Source organism: Bacillus sp. RC251 (assembly GCF_044908765.1).
Classification (GTDB): domain Bacteria; phylum Bacillota; class Bacilli; order Bacillales; family Bacillaceae_G; genus Bacillus_A; species Bacillus_A wiedmannii.
Genome location: NZ_JBIYDP010000001.1, coordinates 1397871 through 1423528, shown reverse-complemented (window position 1 = coordinate 1423528; position 25658 = coordinate 1397871). Strand labels below are relative to the sequence as shown.

Genomic DNA, 25658 nt, shown 5'->3' with positions numbered 1-25658 from the left:
CGCAATGAAACTCTTGTAATTATAGTGCATTCAAATGAACATTTTTATCACTTTACAAACGAAGAGCAGCAACGCTTTCACATTTCAATAACTAGACTCATATCCTAAATTCAAATTGCATGAAAATATAAGAAAGGCGGGTAATACAAATGACTTCTAATATCGACTATACTTCCCCCTCAACCAATTTCACTCATGATTTAAATAAAAGTAATTTTTTTAAGAAAGATGCCCAAAATTATATAAACGTACTTGGCATAAAACAATTAAATACTTTAGAAAATACTTCTTTATTAGATATCTATTTAAGTACAGGAAATGTTGTAGAGCCACATATTCATCAAAATGCAGCTGAACTTGTTTACTGTATTTCAGGATCTGCTGTTGTTTCCTTACTTAATCCTTTTACAAACCAAATATTAAACTTACCGATAAAACCAGGGCAAGTTGCCAACATTCCACAAGCGTGGTGGCATTATGAAATTGCTACAGCAGATGGTACTCACTTATTAGCTATTTTCAATGCCCCAACCCCAGAAGTTATTTTTGGTTCTGATATTTTAAGATTAACTCCCGCTAATATGATGGCTCATACTTACTGTCTCGATGAACAACAATGGAAACAAGCGATATCCCCTATTCAATCCACTACAGTAATTGGTCCTCCAGCAAACTGTAATCAGAACCGCGGCACGATAACCCCAACAACTCAGCCTCCTAACCAACAACAAAATTTATATTACCAAGATTCATACTATTTCCCTCTTTACTGGGGATATTAATTTATTTCATTAATAGACAATTATTGATCTCCTCGGAAAATACGTAGGAGATTTTTTATTGTATATCTACCATTCCTATTTTTTTCGTAACAATTAATAGAGTACATACATATACTATTTATATATTTAATTGGAGGTGATAGTACTATGAGTAATTATAACTATCGAAAAAACTACTCTAATAATAAAAATAGTAGTTCATCAGCATCCTCTCAGTCTTCGAATTCTCAATCTTCCAATTCCCAATCACAAAGAGATTTAGCCGAACAAGGCTATGTAAAGAAAAAAGGATGTAACTGTAATAAAAACAAATAGTTTATTACTAATTTGAACTATAACATTTCAACGCTCACGATAAATAACTTTCTTCCCTTTTATACCATTTATGAAATGGATGAATTCTATTTTTAATAGAATCGGAACTCTGCAAAGAGTAGTATTAAATGCCTTAGAACCCTTGTTAATTCAGGGTTTTGGGCTTTTTTTATTTATCATTTATATTGCAAGATAGAGCATAAATAAGAATACTACTGGGGCTAAGTGGGGCTAGTTTGGGACCCAAAAAATAAAAGGCTGGCGTGTGTATAGAAATGGATAAGTGTAAAAAAACAATAAAAAACTCTGTAGATCTATAGTACATTTATCTTGTTTATAGTTAATAATTATTAGCCCTTCTTTTCTTCAAAATTTTTCATTGTCCCTTTATCCATCTAAAGGGAAACTTTTTAAATGACCTTGAGCAAATACTAATTTCTCCACGCAATCCTTGGATTTTCAGATATAATGATATTTATTCTGATAAAAATAAAAGGAGTTAATTGTTTTGAAAGAAAAATTCAACAAGATCCCTCTTCATGTACAAGACTTTCAAAAATTAAAAATGTTATTAGACGAATTGGTGCAAGATGAAGTAATGTTCATTGAAGGTCTTTCTAAATATTCTTTAAATATTTCTTCTGAAGAACATAAGGTCACTATTAACCTTCGTAGTGAGTTTTCTACTCACCCATACTTGGCGATCACTGCTATAAGTATTACCCCAAGTAATCAAGGTAAGGGGAGTATTGTTATTGAATGGTTTAAGACATTCGCTAAAGAAAAAGGATTCGAACGATTAGTGTTACAAGAAGTTATAACTGAAGAAGGTTACCACTTTGCATTAAAAAATGGTTTCTCAAAAAAGATTGATCCATTCGAGGAAATATTTAGAAAGCCCGATAGTACGGACGGAAATTATGAGCTACATTTATAAAAGGTAAAATAAAAGTGAACGAATATTTTCCTTATGCGTTCACCTTTTTACTTGATGAATTATCCACCACAGCTTATTCTTTTCTTTCCATAAGAGCAATTTCCTCTATACTTTTAAATATTTAAATCGCTGTCAAACACATACCCGCATCCATTTGATGTTAACACAACAATTGTTGTGATTTAAACAAGGAGAAACTTCTCATAAGGGATAGAAAACTCCTTGTTTTTTTTACGCTAGTGCAACCTATTGTTTTTAAAAATGGTAAAATATAGTTTTAGGAGGGGTAAGAATGATGAAACTAAAAATAACTATTTTTATCTTATTACTGAGCATACCACTATTTCTATTAAATGGTTGCTCTACAGACACAAAACTATTTGAAAAACCAATAGGAGATTATTTGTCCGAAAACTATGGTATAAAGAATGGGGATTTTAAAATTCTTTCTGCTGATAGTGCGCTTGGAGTTTCTATTCATAACACTTACGTGGAAATAAAAAAACCATACCACACTGTTGTTTATTTTATTGTAGACAGTGAATTTCATTATGAAGTAGTTAAAAATGAAAGCGATGATGTTTTTCTAGAAATATTTAAAGGGGCTTATGTTGAACAGCATCGTGATGTTTTGAAACAATCCGATAAGATGATAAAAAAGTATAACTTATTAAGTGAATCTCCTACCGAATATCACAAAGGGAAACACAATTTCTATTACTATTTACATATAAATATAGATGAACAACAAGAAAAGGAATTAGTTGAAAATTTCAAACGTGATCAAAAAATAAACACTGACAACATAATGAAAATGTTAAAAGATAGTACACCTAGAGATCATGCCAATTATACAGGAGTCATAAATTTTAGGTACTATTACAATACCTACAAAAATAGTGAAACTATTCCAAATGCTCAAGATATTATGGATGATTTCGAAAAGAGCCACGTGTTAACAGAGGGTATTTATAACATAGCAGTTAAGACCATCTATTCCAGCCCTAAGGAAACAGAGGAAACAATGGATGATCGTCGTAATAATAATGTCATGTTTACCGTGGATAAACAAGGGAAATTCGAAATATTAAAAACAACTGTAGATTCTAGATAAAATACGCCAATTGTTGTGTTTTAAATAAGGGGCGACTTCCCACCAGGAAGATAGCCCTTTTTTTCTTATTACTTTTCTTGTTCTATTACTAATAACCCGGTTGTTCAAACCCACTTAGCCAAAAACGGGGACAGCTCAACTTTGAGCATACCCCACTGAAAAAGGTAAGTCCAACTTTGGACAGTCCTCCATCCTATTTAATTACATAAGCATAGATAACTAAATCTTGTTTATCACCTTCAAAATCATCAATTCGAGTTATGCCATACTCTTTACCTCTAAACATAATGCTCATACTTGGATGGAAATCATTTCTCCATCCAATTCACCTATTTTCTTTTTAACTTCCTCTTCAGCTTTACGAACAGCCAATATACGAGGTACTGATATTTTCATAAAAAACTCTGCCATTTTCAATGCAGTTTCCTAACTTGATGGATTATCTAACACAGTTCTTTCTTTACGTTCTATTCCATAAGAGCAATTCCCCCTTTCATTCATGATTTTTTACCTTTTTTCTTTTTATTTCCTATGTAAGTTAGTATGGTTCGTAATTTACCATCTTTCAGAACAACTTTTCTATCATAATCCGCTAAAATTTCCTCACGATTTATTTTTTCTACTTTCTCACTAACTCGCCAGTATCCAGCACGAAGCAGAAACTCAGAATACCATTCTGGAATCGGTATTTCATAACCATCTAAGGTGATTCTAGTAACTTCAATACCCTCTCTAATTATCATCTAATCACCCTTTTAATTGGAATATGGATAAGTTCGCCTTGAGGTATGTTAATACCTTTTAAAGAAATTTGTAAAACGTAATATTTACAGTTATTACGTAAAATTGGTATGATTTAGGTATTACTTCAAGGAGGTTTAGCATTGAAAAATTTATTTTTGGCATTATTACTTGTTATAGTAACTGTACTTTCAGCATGCAGTTCAGGGGATGGAAAAATTTCAAAAGAAGAATTTAAACAGATTAAAAACGGAATGAGTATGAAAGAGGTCGAGAAAATTGTAGGCGGAAAAGGAGAAGAAAGCGTTAATCAATTCAATCCATCACTTGTTGAATATAAATATCCTGCATTAGATGGTGTAGAAGAAGATGGTTATGTTTATATATTGTTTAACGATAGCAAAGTAGATGTTATTTTAGACTTTGGATTATTGCAAAAGAAAGAACAACCTAAAAAAGAAGACACTATAACAAAGGATACAGCAAAGCCTGTACAAGAAACTGCTCCAGTGCCTGCACAATCAATACAGTGGGAAGAAAAAGTAAAAGAAGTATCTTCGAGTAGTAGAACCACAACTGAAAAATTTGATGAAATAAGCAGATATGCTCATGATTACAAACCATCACAGGCTGAAGTAAAACAATTTGGTGATGACATCATTAAAGAATATAAAGATAAAAATTATATTAAAGATGTATCTAACCATGAATATATGTTAACGAATATTTTTAAATCACAAATAGTTGATAAAAATGCACCAGAAAAGCCATTAAAAGATTTTGCTTTTGACTTCTGGCAAAACACTAAATACAACTACCGCGGCGTTGAAAATGCAACGAGTAGCGCAACACAAGCAAATGAACGTCAAATGGATAAAGCTTTAAATAGAATGAACAAATAATTCAAGGAGGTCATTTCATGAGTTATGATACAGTCGCATCATTGCAACGTATGCAACAATTAGAACAAGCCCAGGCTGCAACTGGAAAACGTTTAATATTAAAAAGAGTAAATTCCACCTTAGATATATGGATATTCATTCTTGCTTTTCTTTTATTCATTCCAACCCTCGGGTTTTCTTTGATTCTAGCTCCATTTGTTTACTTTGGAAAAGAATTTTTCACTAAAACATGCATGGTGAAAAATGCGGCAACAGGTGAGAAATTCAAAGTTGAGAAACAAGATTTTAAGCAATATAAAAAGGCTTTTAAAGCAAAAGAAAAACAAGTTAGAAGAATATCTGATTTGGAAACGACTACAGTCGAAATAGACAATACTGATACGACTAGCCACACTCATCATGAACCTAAAATAGAAAATATCAAGGAAGAAGTAGTAGAAGTAATAAATACATATGTGGAAGAGCCTAGAACAGAAATTGAAGAAATCCTACCCAAACAACAGACTTTAGAACCGAAATCAGAGCCAAGTCCAGTATCTTCCCCTTTACCAATTAAATTAGAAACTAATAACACTCTCACTTTTAACATTGCAGGGGTTACTTTCGATAACGACAAAGGTAAAGACATACAACCACTTCTAAGAAGAATTGCTCGTGCAATTGCTAAAGAATATGATATTGAATCATACGGCGGATATACTAATAAAGAATTACTAGAGATATGGGGAGAAGCATCTGAATTTGAAGATGTTGAATTTGGGGATTATATCTCATTTATAAAAGATCCTGATAACGAATTTGATAAAAATGCAATTAAAGTAATTGTTAATTTAGACGGCAAAGAATTTCACATAGGCCATGTACCTAAAAAACAAAATGTTGAGATTGGTAAATTGCTAGATTCGGAATCAATAACAAGTATTTCAGCTAACTTTGTAGGTGGAAAAACAAAATCGGTTGATTATGATGATGAAAAAGACAAAGATGTAGTTGTAATTACTGAACTTACATTAGGAGTTTTAATCACTTTACGCTTCGAAGCTGAGGCTTAATAAAAAAACATTTAAGTCACACTCTCATGAGTTGTGGCTTTTATTATGTAGAATTTATAGTTTTTTATAATGAGTAACTAAAACAAAAAAGCCGTACCTCTAATAGGGTACGGCCAAATTATTGCTAGTGTCTATTCATATTATATATTTTAATTAACTACATCTGCAAGGGTTATATTTTGATCAATCTTCAACATGATATTGTAATCTTTCCATAACACATCATTATTATTTGTTATTATTTTCCCGTGCTTTAACGAGTCTTTAATTTCATTCCTAAATCGAACAAATCCTAAATTCTTATATCGATTTAATCTTGGAGGTAGAGTTTCAACACTAGATAGATTTTCTAAAAATGAATCTGGAATAAAGCATTCATAACTGTTCTTTTTTAACTCAGTTATATATCCATCTTCAATTCTGATTGTAACTAAAAAATCTTCATAAAAAGCAATGCTTAATTCACAGTAATCTTGTTTCAAAAAGAAACTAACATTTATCATTCTTTTAATTGTTTGCTCAATATTTTTTATAAATATTTTTTCATAATCATCTATGGCGGAGGATTTTATTGCATAATTCATTATTCATCCCCTCTTTTTTATTTTTTTAATTTCTTTATTACATTATTTCTAACCTTAACAGTATCAATCTCTGAGTAATCAGCAAGTTTTTCATCCAGAGCTTCTTCCATAATCTCTTCTATATCATCCTTTTCAATCACTAATTTATCTGTTATCAATATTTTATGCAAATTCTCCATAAAAATGTTTCTAGCATTATATAGTTTTTGATGATTTTTCCGATATTCCGAATGTAAGTATGTTAATACTTCAATAGGCAAGAAAATAGGCCTTGTATCATAACCGCTAGGAAGCTTGTTATAAAAATGGTTAGCCATAGTCTCATAATTATTAGTATCAAAATTATTCGAAATAAATATATGGGCACTCAACTGTTTTTTATTACTGAACTTTGTAATATGCCTAATTTGATTTAACATTTCAACATAATCGTGAGCTTTACGTTGCTCGCCTTTAGATAGATCATACCCATTGGTATTCTTATTCAATTTACAGTCATAAGAAAATACATATTGATGCTGTTTGTCTTCTCCACCTTCTGTAACTGTGTACGTTAAAGCAAAAATCCCCTCAGGTACCTCTTTTCCTGACATTTTACTTCCCCACTTATCAGCATTTGGAAATATATCTTTAAGAATATTGAATACATCATCCTCAAAGTCAGAAGGGGAATAACTTTTCCCAATTTCTTCTGGCTTTGGTAAACCTTCAAGTATTTCTAATGATTTGGCCGCAACACTAGATAAATAAGATTTCGCTCGATGCTCTATCGACTCATATATCTTCTCAAAGAACTTTTCTGGTTTTTCCATGTTATACACTCTACCGAAGTTAATAGGGAATATGCAGTTATTATTATATTTATCTATATTTTTCTCAAAAATCCCTACAAATACTATAACAGTAGGCGTTAGTGAGCGGTTAATTTTTTCAAGAACTCTATTGTGAATAGCTCCTTGATGAATGAGAATCTGTAATGATTCATTTGTTTGGTTATTGTCTAAATTAATGAACTTATACTTATTTTTATAATACGTTTTCTCAGTATCTTTACTTAATTCCCAATCAGTTGAGCTACAAAAAGATTTAATTAGTTCTTTAACAAAGCCATGTACAGATTTTATTGAAATATTAACTGAACTATATCCATCTTTTCTTAATTTAGGATTTCCACAACTCGGGCATTCTTTTAACTCACTCGAAATACTTTCTGTATAATCACAGTTCGGATTTTCACAAGAAATGATGATTTCGGATCCCTCAAAAATAATCTTATCCTGTATCAATCTATCAAAAATTTCCTGCTCTATATCTGTAAAAGCTTTTTTCAATGAAATAGTCATCAAATAATCTGTCAAATCAGCTTTTCCGACCGTAAATTTCGAATTTGATATCAATTTATTTAACGGGATTCCAAATTTAGATAAAAACTTTTCTTGTATATCATTTTTAATTTCAGGTTCAATTCCACTATCATCTAAAGAAAATATAATGTTTCCATCTTCTAATACCGTTGATCTAATAGTTCTACTTACTTTAGAAGTTTTAAAAGATATACTTTCTATATCTTTAATACTTTCCAAATCAATACACTCTCGTGTATATGCATCTTTAATTGAGGGTAAAACATCTCCGTTTTTCAACTCAAATGTTAAACCCGGTGAGTTAATCAAAGGACTACTTCTGAAAACAACTTTATTAACAACAAAATCCAATACCTCTTTATTTTCAGGTGGCGTTCCCTCTAAAACAGCACTTATGACTTCCTCTGGCTGATACTTATTAAATACCTCAGGCTTTATTTCAGTTAGTGAAGTATCAAATGTTTTTTCTATATATTTCTTAATTCCTTCTTTTTCTTTTTGAAATTTTGATCTAATTTCTAAAAGGCCTGCTGCGACATCAATTTGAAACATAATTGAAACCACCTCTTTATTTCTAAAGGGTTCATCAAAATCTGGCCTTGATGCATCATTTATTTGTCTGTATAACATTACAACAAGTTTTTCTTTCTCCTGCTTTCCAAAGGAGAATACCTTATATTTATTCTCCTGATTTGAATGAGCATACATATCTTCAACAAAATCCTTTGCATACTCTGTAGGAATTTTATAAGCCTTCTCAAAGCTTACCTTTTTATTCAATGAGAATTGAATCCCCGTCCCCTTACTATCCCAATTATGCCAAGTATAAATTTGAATAATATGAACATGGTCAATATTAAACAACTGAGATAACTGACATACTTGAGAATGTTTAAAGATCGTTTCGTAATCCGAATTTACTGATACAGAATTATAATATCTAATAACCGTTTTTTTCTTTCGATTCAAAAATTCTCTTAATATAATAATCTCTTTTTGAGAATCAATTGGTACTTCATTAAAGCACTCCACTTGTTCTTTCTTATTAACATCTTTTATGTCGACATTTAAAAGCATTGATAATTCTGCTAATTCATTAAGAGTCACATTATTAAGCATACTTTTAAATCTAATCTCTATTTGAGATGGAGACAATTCATTAATTAAATCGATTGAAACCCCAACAAACCTCCAAAACTTTACATCGTTTTTATCAAAATTTCCAAAATCTGCATTTATTGACACTAGCATTCACCCTTTTTTCTTCTTTTTCTTCTTTTCATTTTCAGCTTTTTTAAAGGGTTAATCAAGACTTTTCCATTTATTTTACAAGATTTAGTTTTAATTCCATTATACAAGAACAGATGTTCCTATTCAACTTTATATCTCTAAAGTTAGTTTTAACATACTTACACAACGATAATAATAAAAAATAAAAGACCGTTGTTTAGACGGTCCATATATTAAAGTTTTAAATAATTATTTAACCTCCAAACGATACACAGTCGGTTCTACCTCTGAATAGATTAACTTTCCATCAAGAAGGTTGTATAATTTCAATCCTACTTCATTAACATCAGTATACATTTCCCTCATAACTTCAATTCCCAATCCATCTGAATTTTCCTGAATAACGAAGGACGAAAAATCACCAAAGTTAAATACTACTGCTGAATCTACTAATCCTTTTACTGCATCTGTGCAAACAAGTGGGAATCCTAGTAACATATAACTTACTCCACCGTCCTTTTTAAGGATAGTGACTTTTTACTTTATTGAAAAGGGTTCGATCCATTTATATTAGAATTTAACCGTTTAGACATCTGCATACATTCCTCTAATTCCGTTTTCGTTTCTGCTACTTCAATGGCTTCCTGTCTCTTTTCCATCGCCTTTCTGAGAATTGCTCGTACACGCTCTAGGATATCCATTAAAAGTTACCTCTGTACATATAAGGGCTATTAAAGAACTCTTTGTACATTTCAGCTGCCTTTTCTGTTCCATATAGGTTAACAAGTGAACTAAAGCCCTTCATAATAGGTGATTGTCCTACCATTTTTGTAACTATATTCTTCACATTCATTTTTTCGCTAATTTTAGCAATGAACAATTTATCCCTTTCTTTAGCTAGTGCGTTCGCTTCCCTGATTAATTGATTGTCACAAAGCTGTTTTTTCATTTTGTCAAACATCTTTCATAGTTTTTTTGAACATTACGAATCATGTTGACTGTATATAGTTAATATATTAGCAACTTCTTTCTAACACTCTTTACTCTCTTTATTTAATGTTATTCACAATTTGGGTATAAACACATTAGATAGTTACAAAAAATAGCATACAGAACAAACTGAAAAGCCACTTTTCTGTTTTCTATTATTTTCCACCTAAATGGAAAGGAATCCTAAATAAAAGGGCTCAAATGTTAACCTTCAATAACTAACGTTTCGTTTACTTCTTTTCTCTCAATTTCAATCGCTGGATTTTTAAGCACTTTTTGTTCGCCACCATTTTTCGGCGTGTCCAGGACATCAACTCTCTTTTCAATCTTCACTGAATAGTCGACTCCAAGTATAGGAGATTTTAAATTACCCCATTTTGTACTTGTTTCCCATTTTCTATAAATCTTGTTTTCTACATAACGTAACACTTCATTTACTCGCTGATCTTCTGATTCATTCAGATCATCATAGTAAAAAGTATATTTGTCATTAGGTTTGAAGTTGCCTTTGTTACGTGATAAAGCATTCTTTAACCAGTTTTTAACTTGTCCGTCCATTTCTCCCTTTAATAAGTCCATACGACCGAATAATACTTTCCCTGCATCTGTTAGCGGCGTTAGTTCAATATCATAGGTATGGTAAGCATGTTTTCTTTCTCGTGCCGATAGAATTTTTTCATATATTGTAATCATTATCGTAATACCTCCGATTTTGTAGATGTAACCATTTCATATAGTTCACAGTAATATCCTCCGTAAGTCTCGTTACAATGCATTAACTTTCTGTGAGCTTCATGCATTTCATTTAGTTCTACATTAATAGCGGCAACTTCATCTGCAATAGACATTTCTAAGTCATCTTTTCGTTTGCGTAACTCGATATAACGTTTGTCCATTTCTTTGATATCTTTCTTAATCACTTTCGCCACCTGGGCTTTGTCTTCTTCGCTAAAAATAACCGTTGGCGTGTAACCGAATTTCCTTTCGGCTGCATACTCTTTTTTTAGTTCTTCAACAATCTTTGTAATGTGGTCATATTCATCACGTGACGTAACGTTTCTTTGACACTCTTCCGCTAATTTTAGCTTTTCCAGGACCGGAAGGCTTCTTTCTTCTGTTTTGATTTGTTGATAAAATAATTCTTTCAATTTTAAACTTTTTTCTAAATGTGTCATGTTTTCATGACCTCCTGTTATATTATTATTTATACATAAAGTTCTTCATCGTCTTCAGCTTCTTCAATGTCGATACCTAAAAACTCCAGCAACTTTGACATAGACGTGATAACTTTTGTTAATTCTGAAATAGAATCATTCTTTTTGACTGATCCCGTTACACTCATTACAGATACGCCGCGTTCTTCAATATCTTTAATCAATTTGTTTTTGATATCGAAAAATTTCATGTACGTATTCACCATGTCTACAAATTGCATTTCGGTTTCTAGACCTTTATCTTTCAATTTAGACATCAGTAAATCATAAAACTTTTGGCGATCTACATTCGCCGATAGTTCTACCCACTTGTAACGGTGACGCCAATTGTTTAGCGTACTCTCTTTGACTTCTAATTCTGCTGCGATTTCTTTAAATGAGTATTTTCCGCTTTTATACATTTCAAAAGCTGTTTGTTTTTTGTCTTCATTTGAAATCATACTTTCATCACCCTTTCATCACTTGTTTTATTATTTTTTAAAATGAAAATTACTATTTGACGTGTATATTTGAGTTGTGATAATCTAAATTTAACAAAACAAACATTGATTTCATGCGGTTTATAGGTTCATAAGTAACAATTTAATTTACCAATCAAAAACATGAATGTTTTCCTAAAAGAATAGGAAAGCATCTTTTTTTGCGCTTTTTTCTGTTTTCACGTGCGCGACGCGAAAATAAAAAGAGAAATCCCCCCTCGCGTTGCCCGGTCCCCCATCAATTCATTCTCTAAAAAAGAGGTGGGGGGTGTTATATAAAAATTCATTTTTAATTTTTGTTTACAAATGAACAATTCAATTCTTGTTTAATTAATTAAATAGCTTTTAAAATATTTTATTTTCCTTCCACAGTTCTCTATCCTCTTACCTTTAATCTCTCAGCAAACTTGATTCTTCTCATAATCTCAGCATGTTTCACTTTAATGTAATGCGTACTGTAATTTAATTTGGCTCCTATGCCTTCTAACGTCATTCCATCAATGTTTTTCAGCTTAAGTATCTGTTGTTCTAAGTTTTTGAAATTACTCACTAAGTCAACGAGCTGTTGCAATTTTTCTTTCTTAAATGTGAGCTTCCTCTTAAGTTGATCCAGTATCTTTTCTGTTTCTTCATTGCCTGTATTAATTGATAATATATCTTTATCCCATTTGCTCTGACGTTTTAATTCAGCATGTATTCTATTAAACTTGTATTCCAAATAAGCGATTTCTTCTTCTAACATTTGATAATCTTTAAGGCAAACCAATTACGTATCACCTACTTAGGCTCACTCTTTGTAACAACCTCTTTACCCGATAGTTTCATCTTCTTAAGGACATAGCCTGTACGAATATATGGACTATCTTCCTCAAAACAATGTGCATCCCTGTGCCCTTCACCTGTTCCGTGATGATGAAACTTTCTACAATATTGACACCACGTACTAAGATTTCCTGCTGCGTCTCTTTCTATTGCTAGTACGATTGGAGCTTTTTTAATTGTCATTTACTCGCCCTCTTCATTTTTTAGTTTGTATCCGAAAAAGCACCTCACCACCTCTTCACTGGGGTGAACACCATTTAGACTAAATATGAACACCAAGGCGAACCGCATTTTACGTTAAGAGTTCTACCCAAAAACGTTGATATGACTAGGTTTTGAGTAGGATGAACACCACGAACACCAGAAATCGGCAAAAGTAACAAACTGTGAATTCTTCTGCTACTCTCTCTACCTACTTCTCTATATTCTTACTTTTACACTTTTATATAGATTATGGTGTTCATGGTGTTCGCTTTTCCCTCTATCCATTGGTATGACTGGGTTTAAAGGTAGAACAGCAACTTGTGTTTTACCTGTTCACCTACGTGTTCGCTTGTGTTCACCATAACAATTAGCTGTTCACTCTATTAACATGAAGGTTTACCAGCAAAAGGCGGTGTTATCCATCCTCTTTCTCTGTCTTTCCCCTTTTGCTTTCTTACTGCTCCATACTTTTTAAGTGCTGTAGCTGCATTTTTTGTATTCTTGGTTAACTCCAGTTCCTTGAAGATGACCTTACTACTCTTCCATGTCCACAAGTCTTTAGATGCCCCCCAAGAAAATCCACTTAAAATTTCAATTTCTTCATGTGTCTGCAGTTCACTTTCTTCGTTGTGTTCTTTTTGTTTCTGTGCTTCTTCACTAGTAAGAAGGTGGGAAGCATTTTTTAACGCCATTGTGGCGATTTCTCCCCAAAACTGGTCAATATCAATCGCTTTTAAGTCACTTATCTTATCGCCTACGTTTATTACAGCGTATCGTCTATTTCCTGTCTTATCTTTCAAAAATTCATCGTCATTAACAGTTGCAAAAAATATAGTCATCCTAGGATATTTAACCGATAACCTCTGATATGGTCGTCTAAACTCGTCAACATTCTCTGTAAAGAATGCTTTTAGTGCCGCCTGTTCAAATTTCATTGTAGAATCTAACTCACCTAACTCCACAGCAAAGTTGCTTACTGCTTCGATTACACTGTCTTTGTTCTCCGGGTTAAGTCTTTTACCTGTTTTGAAATAATCATCACCTAGTGAGTTAAATAACAACTTGAACCAGAATGTTTTCCCACAACCTTGAGAACCTTGAAGGACAAGTACAAATTCTTGATTCATCTTTCCATTTTCGTTAAATGCAAGTTTAACAGCTTGGATTGCCCATTTTTTTAAGTATGCAATTCCTAATTCTCTATCTGATCTAGTGTTTAATGTAGCGAAAACTTCCTCGATACGGCTCTTTCCATCCCATTTTTTAGATACATTTAAGAAATATTCAGCCACTTTATTCTTCTTATTACAGCTAGCTAAATATAAAAGATGGTCAATTAGTTTATCTTTCGTTATGAAATAATCCATATCAATAGCTTCTTCTATAATCCCTTGTGCATGATGGTCTGCTATTTCACCATCAAAATATAAATTTAATGACGATAAGTATTCACGTTTTCTTATAACATCGTAATAAACCTCTATGCCCATTGAATCTAATAACTTCTTAGTATTTTCAGCTTTAACAAGGATTTTGTTTCTGCTATTTCTTTTAAAATCTATTTCATTTTGTACCTTTGGTTCTTCTTGTTTATGAATGCCTTGTCCACCACTTATATGTTCCTCGTAATACGCCCTCACTTTTTCGTCTTTCCTACAATGCTCAATCATGGCTTTATAACTAGGCTTGTCCTTCATATCCTCCGTGCCATTATCCAAATGACCAAATTTATGCAGCCTGCATAAGTCAAAACTGTTTACATTCTTAGCGCTTATCGGATCTGTTGAATGATTGCTATGTGCATGTGTGTCCTCATCATAAATAACTAATCCACCTTTAGTACTGCCATCAATATATGTATATCTATTGTTTCTAAATGGCTCATATTTATCTGATAAGAAATTGTTCAAAACATCCGTAACTGAATAAATATTTGTCCATGCCCCAATCCAATTTTGTTTTGTGCGCGGATCGGCTTTTTCACTCTTTTTAAATGTCTTAATTTCTTCATGCTGTTTTGTAAGAAAACTTGCATCAAAAAAAGGTAAGTCTTGATAATAAAATTCGTAATCAATAGAGTTACTGCAAGTTGGATAGTGCATGTGTCGTTCAAATTGGTAAGAACTTTCATCTATCCACAATTGGAGAATGCCAACTAAATATTGTGTAACCTCCTCATAGTGTTCCGGCTTAATGTCGTAAAGCAAAGGTATGATGATTCTGTACCGCGGATCATCTTTTGTATGCTTGTGTGTTGAATACATAGCAACCGCGAAATTTGTAAAGCCCTCAATGTTCTCCCGAACATTTAAACCTTGTGGCACTTCATCTATATCAATCGATATTATGCTTCTGCTTTTAACATTTTCTTTATTTCTTTTATTTTGAACATACCCTCCTACAAAACCACCTGCATTTCCTTTTTTGGTAGTTATCATAGGATCGCTTATCCTGTTTAAGAACTCTCCATATGATATTTTTTCGTTAAATGCATTGGTATTAGTAAGGGATTTAAAACTAGTTATATCTATTAACCTGTCATATTTAAGCTCTATTTTTTCTTTATGTGATGTTATAGTAGATAACACTTTCTCACCTCCTTTATGCTGAATAATGTTTTTAAGATGGACTATCACACTTACTTTAATATTCGATTAATTTCTTTTAAAACTTCGATTGCTTTTGGATCACCGTTTTCCGCTTTTTCTAAAATCATATGTAACTTGTCTTCACGTATTTCAGCAGTTGTCATTAAACTATTCACCTCAATTGTTTCCAAATCGACGTTGCTATAAAATATCAAGCAATTTGAATTAATAAGTATTATCCACCTAATCTTTTATGGACTTTGTTTCCTATGCATACGCCAGCCAAAGCGTTGTTGCTTACCATTCATCTACAATTTCTGTTATTACTTCAAGAGCTCGCTTATAGAACCACCAACGTTTTCTGTTGCGACGTCGCTCTATTAATCTCATACGTGGATCAGATAAAATCTCATCTTCTAGGAATCTCTTACTCATTGATGTAATTACTGCTAATTTTTCAAGATCAACCATCAATAAGGTTTCGTGAAGTTGTTGATCTATTTGCTGCAGTATGTATTCCTTAATGGCTTTTTCATCAATATTTACTTGCACATTTGCAGGAATCATATAATTACCTCATCTCAATAATTTCTTCATATAAATAGTTCTTATTTACCTTTCTGCAAATCGTTAAACAAGGTTAACAAGAATTATAAAAAATTTTTTCCACATCCTCTTCAAGTGAACGGGCTATTGAGAGTGCAATGGAAACACGTGTATCACCACCCTTTTCAATATTATAAAGAGTAGTTCTGCTCACACCAGAGCGTTTCGCCAATTCAATCTGCGATATTTTCTTTTTTTCTCTAACTTCCCTAAGTTTGTTAACCATGTTTACCACCTCTTGCTAATAATATATCATGGTGTTAAACTTATGTAAAGCACGATTAACAAAAATAAGGAGGTAATCCAATGGATGATTTCGGACAACTTTTAAGAGAACTTAGAGGTAATCATTCTTTAAGGGAAATGGCAAATTTAATAGGAATTAGTCATGTACAATTAAGTAACCTAGAAAAGGGTGTTGATCCTCGGACAGGGAAAATCAATCGCCCATCCATTGAAACAATAAAAAAGCTAGCCAAAGCTTACAACTATGATTGTGAAACACTAATAAAGAAGGCTGGATACTTTTTTCATTTCGATGAAAATAATGCAATGAGTGCAGAGGAATGGGAAAAAGCAGAGGAAGAATGGAAGAAAACAGAGGAATATAAAGAAATAGAGGAAGAAACTCAACGAAAATGGGAACAACACTGGGAAGAGTTAGAAAAAAAAATAAAGTTTGAAAAACAAATGATAGATACATTAAATAAATTAAACGACTCCAATCTACGCCTCCTAAACGAAATGGCAAATATCATGCTTAAAGCACAAAACTAAATTTACACATGTTTTTGAATAGATCCAATACCTATCCATTCCTATGCATACGCCAGCCAAAGCAATGAAAGGAATGGTAATGGTGAAGTTACACAAATCAGCAAAAGAACTCGAAATATACTATTATTTCAATACAAAGAATGAAAAACTGTGGATGTATCGTCACAAGTATTATGACAACACAGGAAAAAGAAAAGAGAAGAAAAAAAGTGGATTTAAATCAGAAAAAGAAGCCATCAAATCTCTTTTAGAAGTGAAAGTTACAACACTACGTGGTGAATCTAAACAAGTTGAATATGATCAACTAACCATTGGAGAGTGGTTGGATATTTGGTATACCACTTATAAAGACAGTTGGAAACCAGCATCCAGGGCGCAACGTGAAATGGCCATCCGCTTACAAATGAAACCATTGCTTGGCCATTTCAAGTTACAAAATTTGGATAGAACAACATATAAGAGAGAATTTTTAAATGTACTTGAAAAGAAATATAAACCAAGTACAGTTCATTTATTCCACACCCTATTTAAGATTGCTATTAATGCAGCTGTAGAAGATGAAATATTGTCTCGCAATCGCTTCACAAAAATCAAACTTTCAAATCGCGAAACTATTAAAGAAGAAAACAATAATTATTTCACACCTGAGCAATTAGTTGAATTTTTAACAATAGCTAAACGCGAAGAAAATGCCACGAACTATACATTTTTATTAACCGTTGCATACACAGGGATTCGTAGAGGTGAAGCCTGTGGTTTACAGTGGAAAAACATTGATTTTGATAATAAAACAATAACTATTGAACGCACTAGGGATAATAAAGGTATACGATCACCCAAAACGAAAAATAGCTATAGAACAATTTTAATAGATGATGTATTAGTAAATCAATTAAAGATATACCGAAAATGGTGTATGAAGGTAATGTTGTCTTTTGGATACAAGCTAAAAGATGATTCTTTTGTATTTACATCATACCAAACTGGAAAACCTATAACAGATGGCTGTGTTTTTTATGCATTTAGAAGAGTATTAAATAAAACAAAGCTTCCTCCTATAACAATACATGGCTTACGTCATACACATTGCACTATATTATTAAATCAAGGTTTAAATGTAAAAGTGATTGCCGAACGTTTAGGGAATTCTCCACAAATGATTTATGAAATTTATGGTCACGTATTAAAGGAAATAGAATCCGTGTCAGTAGAATTATTTAGTCAGAGTTTAACAGAAAATGGGGCTGATTTTGGGGCTAGTTAATAATAAACATGCTACAAATACTGATATAATAAGGGCTTTTGATACTATCGAATTCTATTTTTAATAGAATTCATCTTTTTTATTTATAGGTAATTTTTTCAAATCATTTAACTTATTCCATAAATAATAAAGTATAAATCATACATTTTGATTTATCACCTATCTTCCCATAAAATATAGCCCTTCCTAATAAAATTAGGAGGGGCTATATACAGAATACATTACCACAAGTTATTCGATATTAATACCTGCACTTACAAATCCAGCAACTGCAGCTATTGGACTTGCTGCTGTTAATGAAACATATAACAGTATTTTATCTCCAGCAGCTACTGGAATAGCTTCAGGAATGATTCCCGATGCTGTAGCACCAATCGCTATTACAGCAAATGCTGGTGCTAATAATAAAGGTGCGCCCTGTACTGTAAACGTATTACTCGCTGCTGGTGCAGTTAATATTTGTATCTGCACTTGAACAGGTGATAATGGAGCTAATGCAGCTGTTGCACTAAAGAAACCTGCTAATGACGTAATAGTTCCTGCACGTGGTGCTACAAATGCATAATCACCTATACCTAACGCTAATGTGATACTTGTTCCACCCGTTAAAGCTATGCCAGGCTGACTAAATCCAAATCCAAGAAGAGTTCCTGTATTAGCTATTAATGCGTTAACTAACGCAGATGGTGTTGTACCTGAAGCGAATGGAATAATAGCTCCGCCACCTGTTGCACCAGTTGTTCCCGTTGCTCCCGTCGGGCCTGTTGCTCCCGTTGGACCTGTCGCTCCTGTTGGGCCTGTTGCTCCTGTTGCTCCTGTTACTCCTGTTAGGCCTGTTGCTCCTGTTACTCCACCAGTACCTGCTGGACCTGTCGCTCCTGTTGGACCTGTTGCCCCTGTTGCTCCCGTTGGACCTGCTCCGGTTCCTGCTGGGCCCGTTGGACCTGTTGCCCCTGTTGCCCCTGTTGCTCCCGTTGGACCTGCTCCGGTTCCTGCTGGGCCCGTTGGACCTGTTGGACCTGTTGGACCTGTCGCCCCTGGAGTAGCATTGATTAATTGAATTAATAAATTAAAAAGAAGTTGTAAAGTTGCAGAATCAACATTTGAGTTGCAGGATATAGGGATAAGATCTAAAGCGAAGAAGAATTGTGCAAGGGCGCTATAAAATTGTTGCAATAATGTTGACAATTGTCCTAAATTAGGTGCTGGAGATTGTAATAAAACTATAATACTTTGAGTTAATTGTTTCAAAAAATTAACTTCTGGGGAAGGTAATAAGGAATTTAAGAAAATTAAAAATTGATTAAATAAATCGAGTAACACTAATCTGTTTGCATTACTTGGATTTGCAAAAAATGCTGAAATAGCTGATACTAATGAGTTTAGTAAAGTAATTAATTGACTTAATTGTTCCCTAGTAATAGGAACTGACTGTGGATTTTTACAACAATCTGCTGAAAAAACAATCGGATTGCAGTTATTATGATCAAAACAATCATTATGTTTCATTTATTTCCTCCTTACTTTTCTTATAGTTGAGTGTTTTCCTATTCTAAGTACTATAAAAGATGCGATTGAAAAAAGTAGTTGAGTTATATGTTTCTCTTAAAATAGGAAACATGAATGATAATCAAACTTGAAAACGTCATTTAATTATGTTCATGACTCACATATTAATTATATGTTTTTAATAATTGAGTGCTTAGATTAAACACCTAAACTTAAGCGTTTATTTTATTTTTCCACGTTTATCTCTTAAACCCAAAAAACACCTATGTATTTAAATACAAAAATTCAAATTTATCCTTAGCATATATTCCACAAGTATCAACATCACTTTTTAATTGTAGTAAAAATTATACATTTAATAAAATTATGCCACTCTTCTAATCCTAAAGCCGTTTCTATTATAGAAAACTCTCATACAATATAGTGGACAAGTTATTCCATACTTCGTTCCAATAAAATATGAATAGGAGTGAGAATTAATTGCCTATCATTCAACCATTTATGGCATCTAGAAGATTTACATCTACACTAGGCGCTGGAACAGGAACAGGTGCAGCTTTTGCAATTGCTGCTACAGCTTGTTTAAACGATGCTGGTACTACTGCAACTGCTTTTCCGACTTTTACGTATTACAACTTTTATGTAAACGGCATTCTTCAACCTAGTGTGAACTCCAGTATTACTACTGGACCTACTGGTGCTATTACAATTCCTGGCGGAGATGCATTAGACGGCGGAATTCCAATTACAATCGAATTTATCGTCACTTAGTTTAACTACTTTAATGTAGAACAAAAAGACAGATTCTTTTTATTTAAGAATCTGTCTTTTTTAATTAATAATGATGAATTGCAAAATAATTGAAGAACCTTGCGTTGGTGGTTGATTATCCAATAATGTTAGCTGACCATTACTAACCTGATATAATGGTTGTGGTTGAAGTATTCCATTAATAAACAAATTAATATAGGAAACCTCATCAGGAGGTAATATGTGTGTTGTACCATATTGAGCTATCCCATCTGAATCTGTATATATAAGTTTTTCTCCATCTGAAAAAGTGTAAAATAATAAATTAGTTGTTGTTATGGGACCAATAACTCCTGTTGCTCCCGTTGTTCCTGTTATTCCTGTTGCTCCTGTTAAACCCGTCGGACCTGTTGCTCCCGTTGTTCCTGTTACTCCTGTTAAACCCGTCGGACCTGTTGTTCCTGTTGTTCCTGTTGTTCCTGTTACTCCTGTTGCTCCCATTGCTCCTGTTGCTCCTGTTGCTCCTGTTGCTCCTGTTGCTCCTGTTGCTCCTGTTGCTCCTGTTGCTCCTGTTGCTCCTGTTGCTCCTGTTGCTCCTGTTAAACCCGTCGGACCTGTTGCTCCCGTTGTTCCTGTTATTCCTGTTAAACCCGTCGGACCTGTTGCTCCCGTTGTTCCTGGTAAACCAGTTGGACCTGTTACTCCCGGTGATCCTGGTAAACCAGTCGGACCTGTTACTCCCGGTGATCCTGGTAAACCAGTTGGACCTGTTACTCCCGGTGATCCTGGTAAACCGGTCGGGCCTGTTACTCCCGGTGATCCTGGTAAACCAGTTGGACCTGTTACTCCCGGTGATCCTGGTAAACCAGTTGGACCTGTTACTCCCGGTGATCCTGGTAAACCAGTTGGACCCGTCGCACCGGTCATTCCCGTTAAACCCGTTGGGCCCGTTGGAATATAAATTGGGGGAAGAACTGGAAACGTAGGTCCAATGTTTTCAGGTTCTATCATAGCTTTATTTATTGATAGTTTATTATCTCGCTTCACTTTAATACCTCGTTCCACATTTTTGTTTACTACTTAACAAAATAATACATCTATCATTTTAGAAGAATTCCATAACTACTTTTTTCATTCTCAAATGATTTTTACATATAGTAAACTTTTTACCGTTGCTATAACTAGTAGTAATAATATAATAAAATGATAGTTCCATTTCAAAATACTAAATCGGTTACGTTCTAATTTAAAAATGAGGTGATTTATATTCAAGATAAGGATGAAAAAATGAAAAAAGAACTATTATCACTGGCTCTTGAAATTATTCTTCCATACAGACTGACAGGTCCTACTGGGCCCACAGGTAATACCGGTCCTACAGGCATTACTGGACCCACAGGTATTTCTGGACCCACAGGCATTACTGGACCCACAGGCATTACTGGACCCACAGGTATTTCTGGACCCACAGGCATTACTGGACCCACAGGTATTTCTGGACCCACAGGCATTACTGGACCCATTATTACAACAAACTCTATGTTCGCTAATAATACATTAGGTGGTCCCATCTCAGTCATATTAGGTGGAACTAATATTCCACTTTCTAATAACCAAAGTCTCGGTAATTTTACAGTGAACGCTACAAATGATATATATACAATTCCTGTTACTGGAAGATATTATTTAACCTATCAAATTAATACAACAACTTCTCTACTTGCTGGTACAAGGCTACTATTAAACTCTTCGACTCCACTTCCCGGATCTATTTTTTCACCCGCAATATCAACTTCAAACTATAATAATAACTTAATAACCAATTTAATTGCTGGTAATACAATTTCCCTTCAAATATTCGGCGTATTATCCATAGTTAATTTAGTTGGAGGTGGTTCAACAGGTGCCTCTTTAACAATTATACGAATCGATTAATAAATGATTCATTCTTTTTTATAATAAACATTCTTAGCTGCTAAAGTAGTAACTATTACGTCATTCCTAAAGCTAATAATATTTCAATAATTTCACGACAGTGATTAAGCAATAAAAACAATTTGTACTATATTCATAGTAATAACCATCTATACTAAATTTTCCGTATATACATTATCAATTTACACTTCTCCCTACGGATGTTACATTGAATAAGAAGACAGTTTCTCAAATGCGAACCATCTCAATACGTTTTTTGAGAAATATACTCCAATCCTATACGCGAGAGCAATATTATGTTGACACTCAAACGAGTGTCCTTTTTTATGAATTAATAAAATAAAACCATCTCTTATAGATGGTTTATCAACACACATTGCTTTATATCCTTGATGTAATTGCAAGTTTATGTAGCTGGATAATAAATGGTCATACTTAACCGAGTTAGCGTACTTCCAGAATTATGATAAGAGTGCGGTCTATCCGCCTTAAATCGAATTGCATCCCCACTATTTAATTTATATTGACTATCATTTATTTCAATTGTCAATTCCCCTTCAAACACCGTTATAAATTCCTCAGTCCCTTCTTTATGGCCTTCCGAACACAATTTTCCTTCTGTTTCAATTTCAACCGTATAGATTTCAAAGTTCCTATCATCTTGAAAAGGAAAGGAAGGATACACTTTATACCTCCCATTGTCTTCTGATAATACTTGTACATCATTTCGTAAAACAACTTTCGTATCTGGTTGCGGATTATTGATTAAAGAAGTAAAAGACACTTTCAAACCATTAGCGATTTTCCATATCGTTGTTAATGTTGGGCTTGACTCTCCTCGTTCAATTTGTCCAATCATCGTTTTACTCACACCTGTTAATTGAGAGACCTTTTCTAAACTCATTTTCTCTTTTTCACGTATTGTTTTTAAATTTTTTGCTAAAATAAGTTGAATTTCTTCCATAGAAAACACCCCTACACTATATACAATATAACGACCGTTTTGTATAATAAAAAGCGCACGTTATATTGTTCTTTTCGGTCATTATAACACACAAAATAATTAGGGGGTTTTGAAATGCCTATATTTTCTTTTTTATTATTTGTTTTTATAAGTAGCTTCACACCCGGACCTAACAATTTTTTAGCTATGACATATGCCAATCAACATGGTTTGAAACGGAGTATGCAATTTTGCTTTGGGGTAGCTTTCGGATTTTTCATCCTCACTTCCTTATGTAGCTTCTTTAATATTGTACTAATTAATATCCTACCTATAATCGAATTCCCTTTAAAAATTTTAGGTGTAATATATATGCTATATTTAGCCTTTAAAATACTCACTAGTAAAACTAGTACAGATCCAGATGAAAAACATAATAAAAACTTATTTACAGTCGGGATTTTTCTTCAATTTGTTAATCCTAAAGGGATACTATTTGGGCTGACTGTAGTGTCAACTTTTATTCTCCCTTACTATAATTCATATTCAAGTTTTCTACTTTTCTCATTATTTCTAGGTATAGTTGGGTTAATGAGTACATTTAGTTGGAGCTTATTTGGTTCCATGTTCCAAAAACTTTTATTAAAACATACGAAATCATTTAACATCATTATGGCCGTTTTATTAGTTTTCAGTGCTATTTCAATTGTAATTAATTAAATTCAACTTTTAAACTTCTTTTCTTTTTAAAGGTATGTTTTACAAATATAGCTGATATCTTAATGAACCTCCCACTAACATATAGCACTTATTAAGTTTTAAGGTGGGAGTCTCCTGTATCTAATTATATTTATACGAAATAATATTATAAAAAGAGTATTACTCATAATAAGTAATCCTCTTTTTACTGCCTATTTTTTTAAAAATAGGCAATTCTATTAAACTAATACCTTTACTTAACTTCGTACCAACAACCTTTACGATCAAGGTAATCCGTCATTCCTTTAAGTTGAGCGTCTGAAGTTGGTTCAGTAATAAAATATGTTAGACCATCCGATTGTAAGATAAAGTTAGCTGTCATTTTTAAGGACGTTAGCGCTCCCATAACATCAGGTGTTTCATACGGTGAAAAAGCTCCTGATTGAATGATATTTTGTTTGGATGGTGGAGTTGTCCCACCAGATTGCCCAGTTAATGCATATACAATTGAATTAGCAATCTTATCTGGATCCCATTTTGCCATATCTGCTTCATTATCGATAAATCCAAGTTCAATTAAAATTGCGGGTGCTTTCGTATTAGATAACACATAAAGATCTTTTCGTTCCTTCGCACCACGATTTGACCAGCCAATATTTTTTGAAAGTTTCGCTGCTATCTTTGCTGATAAAGCTTGTTGGTCATAATACAGTACTTCAACACCATTAGCATTCGTATCATATGAGTTTAAATGAAATGAAACTACTAAGTCTACATCATGTTAGTTTGTTTTAGATACAATGTTATTTAAATTTTGCGCTTGTGTTGTCCCTACTTCATCAGTATCATCATAAACTGTATGCCCTAATGCTCTTAATTTAGCAACAACCGCATCCTTAACTTGGCGATCCATAATGTGTTCTTTCCGATTCCCATAATTTGCGCCCTGTACAATACTATTGTGCCCTGCGTGTAAACTATATCTAGCCATTGTTCCACATCCTTTTTTATTACTATATTCAAAGCTCGTCTTATTGTCCGGTCAAATATCCAGTACTTCTCCAGCAAACAAAATTTGGGCACTAATCTATTTTTTAATTTTTAATTCTAGATTATCTATTTTCTAAAATAAGCAACTTAAAAATAAAAACCACAACTAATATTTTTAAGTTGCGGCATTTACGTCTTTAAACTATTGATTTCAAAATCTTTTTATTATAATACAGACAAATACGTTATAATATAACTTACTGTTCTTTAGGAGGGGTTTAATAACTGATAAATATAAATTTTTGATACTCATTGTTACAGCATTTTTTTCTTTCTTTTCTTTAATAAAAGATTTCCGTAACACTTCAAAAAGTTTCTTTTGGGGGAGCTTTGCAATTTTAACGAGCTTTATATTATTATTAACTCCCGCTTTAGAATTAACTCCAATACTTCTCTATTCAGCACAGATGGCTCTTGAGATTATTACAATTCCACGTAAATTAATTCTTCCATCTGGCACTGAAGTTGCTATTTTTTACTAACTATTCGTGTATTTTAAAAAATCCAACTCTATATTTATAATTATCTTTACAAATTTAATATAGTGCGGTTTCCCCTTTCTAGAGAAACCGCACTATATTAAATTTCAAACCCACTAGTATAAAAATCTCATACATCGCTATTTTTTTCATTGAGTTCGTTTGTTTTGTGTAAAAGAAAAAGCACCCAAATGGTTGCTTTTTACAGAATCATCTTTTTCTTCTGCTTCTTTTTACTTCCTTTATTTCTCCTTGCTTAACTAGTTTTCAAAATATAAACGTACTAGCTTATAAACACACTCCCTTCGCTAATTTTCCTGCTCTTCTT

The 25658-nt window shown here is 33.0% G+C and carries 28 protein-coding genes and 1 pseudogene; 11 read left to right on the top strand and 18 right to left on the bottom strand.

Going from position 1 to position 25658, the window contains the following annotated elements:
* Positions 1-149 precede the first annotated feature (149 nt).
* The 3 genes from ABH961_RS07240 to ABH961_RS07230 all read left to right on the top strand — a co-directional run bounded on the left by ABH961_RS07240 (position 150) and on the right by ABH961_RS07230 (position 3148).
* Positions 150-782, top strand: coding sequence for a cupin domain-containing protein (locus ABH961_RS07240; protein ID WP_046955871.1), 633 nt, complete (start codon positions 150-152; stop codon positions 780-782).
* A gap of 823 nt (positions 783-1605) precedes the next feature.
* Complete coding sequence (locus tag ABH961_RS07235) at positions 1606-2034, top strand: N-acetyltransferase (protein ID WP_404519131.1); 429 nt, start codon at positions 1606-1608, stop codon at positions 2032-2034.
* A gap of 292 nt (positions 2035-2326) precedes the next feature.
* Entirely contained in the window at positions 2327-3148 is an 822-nt protein-coding gene (locus ABH961_RS07230) for a hypothetical protein (protein ID WP_404519129.1), read from the top strand.
* Between the two features lie 497 nt (positions 3149-3645).
* Here the strand turns inward: ABH961_RS07230 and ABH961_RS07225 are convergent, their stop codons facing one another.
* Positions 3646-3891: a hypothetical protein gene (locus ABH961_RS07225; protein WP_404519128.1), complete on the bottom strand. Its 246-nt coding sequence runs from the start codon at positions 3889-3891 to the stop codon at positions 3646-3648.
* Between the two features lie 141 nt (positions 3892-4032).
* On the opposite strand from ABH961_RS07225, the gene ABH961_RS07220 reads away from it, so the two are divergent.
* Both ABH961_RS07220 and ABH961_RS07215 read left to right on the top strand, forming a co-directional pair.
* Positions 4033-4791 carry a hypothetical protein gene (locus ABH961_RS07220; protein WP_404519127.1) on the top strand — a complete coding sequence of 253 codons (759 nt, stop codon included), beginning with the start codon at positions 4033-4035 and terminating at the stop codon, positions 4789-4791.
* A 17-nt stretch (positions 4792-4808) separates the two neighbouring features.
* Positions 4809-5843: an HIRAN domain-containing protein gene (locus tag ABH961_RS07215; RefSeq protein ID WP_404519125.1), complete on the top strand. Its 1035-nt coding sequence runs from the start codon at positions 4809-4811 to the stop codon at positions 5841-5843.
* Between the two features lie 149 nt (positions 5844-5992).
* Here the strand turns inward: ABH961_RS07215 and ABH961_RS07210 are convergent, their stop codons facing one another.
* The 13 genes from ABH961_RS07210 to ABH961_RS07150 form a co-directional block, all read right to left on the bottom strand.
* A complete protein-coding gene (locus ABH961_RS07210; RefSeq protein ID WP_076874686.1) occupies positions 5993-6427 on the bottom strand; it encodes a hypothetical protein in 435 nt (144 codons plus the stop codon).
* Between the two features lie 17 nt (positions 6428-6444).
* Entirely contained in the window at positions 6445-9042 is a 2598-nt protein-coding gene (locus ABH961_RS07205; protein WP_404519123.1) for a hypothetical protein, read from the bottom strand.
* Positions 9043-9270: 228 nt separating this feature from the next.
* On the bottom strand, positions 9271-9549 hold the full coding sequence (locus tag ABH961_RS07200) for a phage major capsid protein (RefSeq protein WP_404519319.1): 279 nt from the start codon (positions 9547-9549) through the stop codon (positions 9271-9273).
* Between the two features lie 14 nt (positions 9550-9563).
* On the bottom strand, positions 9564-9722 hold the full coding sequence (locus ABH961_RS07195; protein ID WP_404519121.1) for a hypothetical protein: 159 nt from the start codon (positions 9720-9722) through the stop codon (positions 9564-9566).
* Positions 9722-9970 carry a hypothetical protein gene (locus ABH961_RS07190; RefSeq protein ID WP_404519119.1) on the bottom strand — a complete coding sequence of 83 codons (249 nt, stop codon included), beginning with the start codon at positions 9968-9970 and terminating at the stop codon, positions 9722-9724. Before ABH961_RS07190 ends, ABH961_RS07195 begins: the two co-directional genes overlap by 1 nt.
* Positions 9971-10215: 245 nt before the next feature.
* The gene (locus tag ABH961_RS07185) at positions 10216-10704 is read right to left on the bottom strand and encodes a hypothetical protein (protein WP_404519117.1); all 489 of its coding nucleotides are present in this window, start codon (positions 10702-10704) and stop codon (positions 10216-10218) included.
* Positions 10704-11186 (bottom strand): DNA repair protein Rad50, encoded by a 483-nt coding sequence (locus ABH961_RS07180; protein WP_404519115.1) that lies wholly within the window; start codon positions 11184-11186, stop codon positions 10704-10706. Before ABH961_RS07180 ends, ABH961_RS07185 begins: the two co-directional genes overlap by 1 nt.
* Before the next feature lie 29 nt (positions 11187-11215).
* Positions 11216-11665, bottom strand: a complete 450-nt coding sequence (locus ABH961_RS07175) for a terminase gpP N-terminus-related DNA-binding protein (protein WP_404519113.1) — start codon at positions 11663-11665, stop codon at positions 11216-11218.
* Positions 11666-12080: 415 nt separating this feature from the next.
* Entirely contained in the window at positions 12081-12470 is a 390-nt protein-coding gene (locus ABH961_RS07170; protein ID WP_000227040.1) for a transcriptional regulator, read from the bottom strand.
* 11 nt (positions 12471-12481) lie between these two features.
* Entirely contained in the window at positions 12482-12709 is a 228-nt protein-coding gene (locus ABH961_RS07165) for a hypothetical protein (RefSeq protein ID WP_000152882.1), read from the bottom strand.
* 404 nt (positions 12710-13113) lie between these two features.
* Positions 13114-15366, bottom strand: coding sequence for a VapE domain-containing protein (locus tag ABH961_RS07160; protein ID WP_404519110.1), 2253 nt, complete (start codon positions 15364-15366; stop codon positions 13114-13116).
* Between the two features lie 249 nt (positions 15367-15615).
* Positions 15616-15885 carry a hypothetical protein gene (locus ABH961_RS07155; RefSeq protein ID WP_000611694.1) on the bottom strand — a complete coding sequence of 90 codons (270 nt, stop codon included), beginning with the start codon at positions 15883-15885 and terminating at the stop codon, positions 15616-15618.
* A gap of 73 nt (positions 15886-15958) precedes the next feature.
* On the bottom strand, positions 15959-16150 hold the full coding sequence (locus tag ABH961_RS07150) for a helix-turn-helix transcriptional regulator (protein ID WP_404519108.1): 192 nt from the start codon (positions 16148-16150) through the stop codon (positions 15959-15961).
* 80 nt (positions 16151-16230) lie between these two features.
* On the opposite strand from ABH961_RS07150, the gene ABH961_RS07145 reads away from it, so the two are divergent.
* Positions 16231-16701 (top strand): helix-turn-helix domain-containing protein, encoded by a 471-nt coding sequence (locus tag ABH961_RS07145; RefSeq protein ID WP_071735167.1) that lies wholly within the window; start codon positions 16231-16233, stop codon positions 16699-16701.
* A gap of 79 nt (positions 16702-16780) precedes the next feature.
* Positions 16781-17965, top strand: a complete 1185-nt coding sequence (locus ABH961_RS07140) for a site-specific integrase (RefSeq protein WP_483862360.1) — start codon at positions 16781-16783, stop codon at positions 17963-17965.
* A gap of 231 nt (positions 17966-18196) precedes the next feature.
* Here ABH961_RS07140 and ABH961_RS07135 read toward each other — a convergent pair whose 3' ends face one another.
* Positions 18197-19474: an exosporium glycoprotein BclB-related protein gene (locus ABH961_RS07135; RefSeq protein WP_404519105.1), complete on the bottom strand. Its 1278-nt coding sequence runs from the start codon at positions 19472-19474 to the stop codon at positions 18197-18199.
* A gap of 480 nt (positions 19475-19954) precedes the next feature.
* Between ABH961_RS07135 and ABH961_RS07130 the strand changes: the two genes are divergently transcribed.
* Complete coding sequence (locus tag ABH961_RS07130; RefSeq protein ID WP_001121646.1) at positions 19955-20245, top strand: DUF4183 domain-containing protein; 291 nt, start codon at positions 19955-19957, stop codon at positions 20243-20245.
* 60 nt (positions 20246-20305) lie between these two features.
* On the opposite strand, the gene ABH961_RS07125 is transcribed toward ABH961_RS07130, so the two are convergent.
* On the bottom strand, positions 20306-21271 hold the full coding sequence (locus tag ABH961_RS07125) for a DUF4183 domain-containing protein (protein WP_404519103.1): 966 nt from the start codon (positions 21269-21271) through the stop codon (positions 20306-20308).
* A gap of 210 nt (positions 21272-21481) precedes the next feature.
* Here ABH961_RS07125 and ABH961_RS07120 point away from each other — a divergent pair, with 210 nt between their 5' ends.
* On the top strand, positions 21482-22159 hold the full coding sequence (locus ABH961_RS07120) for a BclA C-terminal domain-containing protein (RefSeq protein WP_404519101.1): 678 nt from the start codon (positions 21482-21484) through the stop codon (positions 22157-22159).
* A 406-nt stretch (positions 22160-22565) separates the two neighbouring features.
* Here ABH961_RS07120 and ABH961_RS07115 read toward each other — a convergent pair whose 3' ends face one another.
* Positions 22566-23123, bottom strand: a complete 558-nt coding sequence (locus ABH961_RS07115; RefSeq protein WP_098076220.1) for a helix-turn-helix domain-containing protein — start codon at positions 23121-23123, stop codon at positions 22566-22568.
* A gap of 114 nt (positions 23124-23237) precedes the next feature.
* On the opposite strand from ABH961_RS07115, the gene ABH961_RS07110 reads away from it, so the two are divergent.
* Positions 23238-23822 carry a LysE family transporter gene (locus ABH961_RS07110; protein ID WP_098076222.1) on the top strand — a complete coding sequence of 195 codons (585 nt, stop codon included), beginning with the start codon at positions 23238-23240 and terminating at the stop codon, positions 23820-23822.
* Positions 23823-24054: 232 nt separating this feature from the next.
* Here the strand turns inward: ABH961_RS07110 and ABH961_RS07105 are convergent.
* Positions 24055-24792, bottom strand: a pseudogene (locus tag ABH961_RS07105) (N-acetylmuramoyl-L-alanine amidase).
* Positions 24793-25072: 280 nt separating this feature from the next.
* Here ABH961_RS07105 and ABH961_RS07100 point away from each other — a divergent pair.
* Complete coding sequence (locus ABH961_RS07100) at positions 25073-25333, top strand: hypothetical protein (RefSeq protein WP_060488764.1); 261 nt, start codon at positions 25073-25075, stop codon at positions 25331-25333.
* The last annotated feature ends 325 nt before the right edge of the window (positions 25334-25658 follow it).

Coding starts and splice junctions, on each gene's coding strand:
- ABH961_RS07140 (WP_483862360.1), top strand. CDS start 16,781: ATGGTGAAGTTACACAAATCAGCAAAAGAACTCGAAATATACTATTAT.
- ABH961_RS07165 (WP_000152882.1), bottom strand. CDS start 12,709: ATGACAATTAAAAAAGCTCCAATCGTACTAGCAATAGAAAGAGACGCA.
- ABH961_RS07240 (WP_046955871.1), top strand. CDS start 150: ATGACTTCTAATATCGACTATACTTCCCCCTCAACCAATTTCACTCAT.
- ABH961_RS07135 (WP_404519105.1), bottom strand. CDS start 19,474: ATGAAACATAATGATTGTTTTGATCATAATAACTGCAATCCGATTGTT.
- ABH961_RS07115 (WP_098076220.1), bottom strand. CDS start 23,123: ATGGAAGAAATTCAACTTATTTTAGCAAAAAATTTAAAAACAATACGT.
- ABH961_RS07145 (WP_071735167.1), top strand. CDS start 16,231: ATGGATGATTTCGGACAACTTTTAAGAGAACTTAGAGGTAATCATTCT.
- ABH961_RS07210 (WP_076874686.1), bottom strand. CDS start 6,427: ATGAATTATGCAATAAAATCCTCCGCCATAGATGATTATGAAAAAATA.
- ABH961_RS07195 (WP_404519121.1), bottom strand. CDS start 9,722: ATGGATATCCTAGAGCGTGTACGAGCAATTCTCAGAAAGGCGATGGAA.
- ABH961_RS07175 (WP_404519113.1), bottom strand. CDS start 11,665: ATGATTTCAAATGAAGACAAAAAACAAACAGCTTTTGAAATGTATAAA.
- ABH961_RS07225 (WP_404519128.1), bottom strand. CDS start 3,891: ATGATAATTAGAGAGGGTATTGAAGTTACTAGAATCACCTTAGATGGT.
- ABH961_RS07215 (WP_404519125.1), top strand. CDS start 4,809: ATGAGTTATGATACAGTCGCATCATTGCAACGTATGCAACAATTAGAA.
- ABH961_RS07190 (WP_404519119.1), bottom strand. CDS start 9,970: ATGAAAAAACAGCTTTGTGACAATCAATTAATCAGGGAAGCGAACGCA.
- ABH961_RS07230 (WP_404519129.1), top strand. CDS start 2,327: ATGATGAAACTAAAAATAACTATTTTTATCTTATTACTGAGCATACCA.
- ABH961_RS07180 (WP_404519115.1), bottom strand. CDS start 11,186: ATGACACATTTAGAAAAAAGTTTAAAATTGAAAGAATTATTTTATCAA.
- ABH961_RS07185 (WP_404519117.1), bottom strand. CDS start 10,704: ATGATTACAATATATGAAAAAATTCTATCGGCACGAGAAAGAAAACAT.
- ABH961_RS07155 (WP_000611694.1), bottom strand. CDS start 15,885: ATGATTCCTGCAAATGTGCAAGTAAATATTGATGAAAAAGCCATTAAG.
- ABH961_RS07110 (WP_098076222.1), top strand. CDS start 23,238: ATGCCTATATTTTCTTTTTTATTATTTGTTTTTATAAGTAGCTTCACA.
- ABH961_RS07150 (WP_404519108.1), bottom strand. CDS start 16,150: ATGGTTAACAAACTTAGGGAAGTTAGAGAAAAAAAGAAAATATCGCAG.
- ABH961_RS07205 (WP_404519123.1), bottom strand. CDS start 9,042: ATGCTAGTGTCAATAAATGCAGATTTTGGAAATTTTGATAAAAACGAT.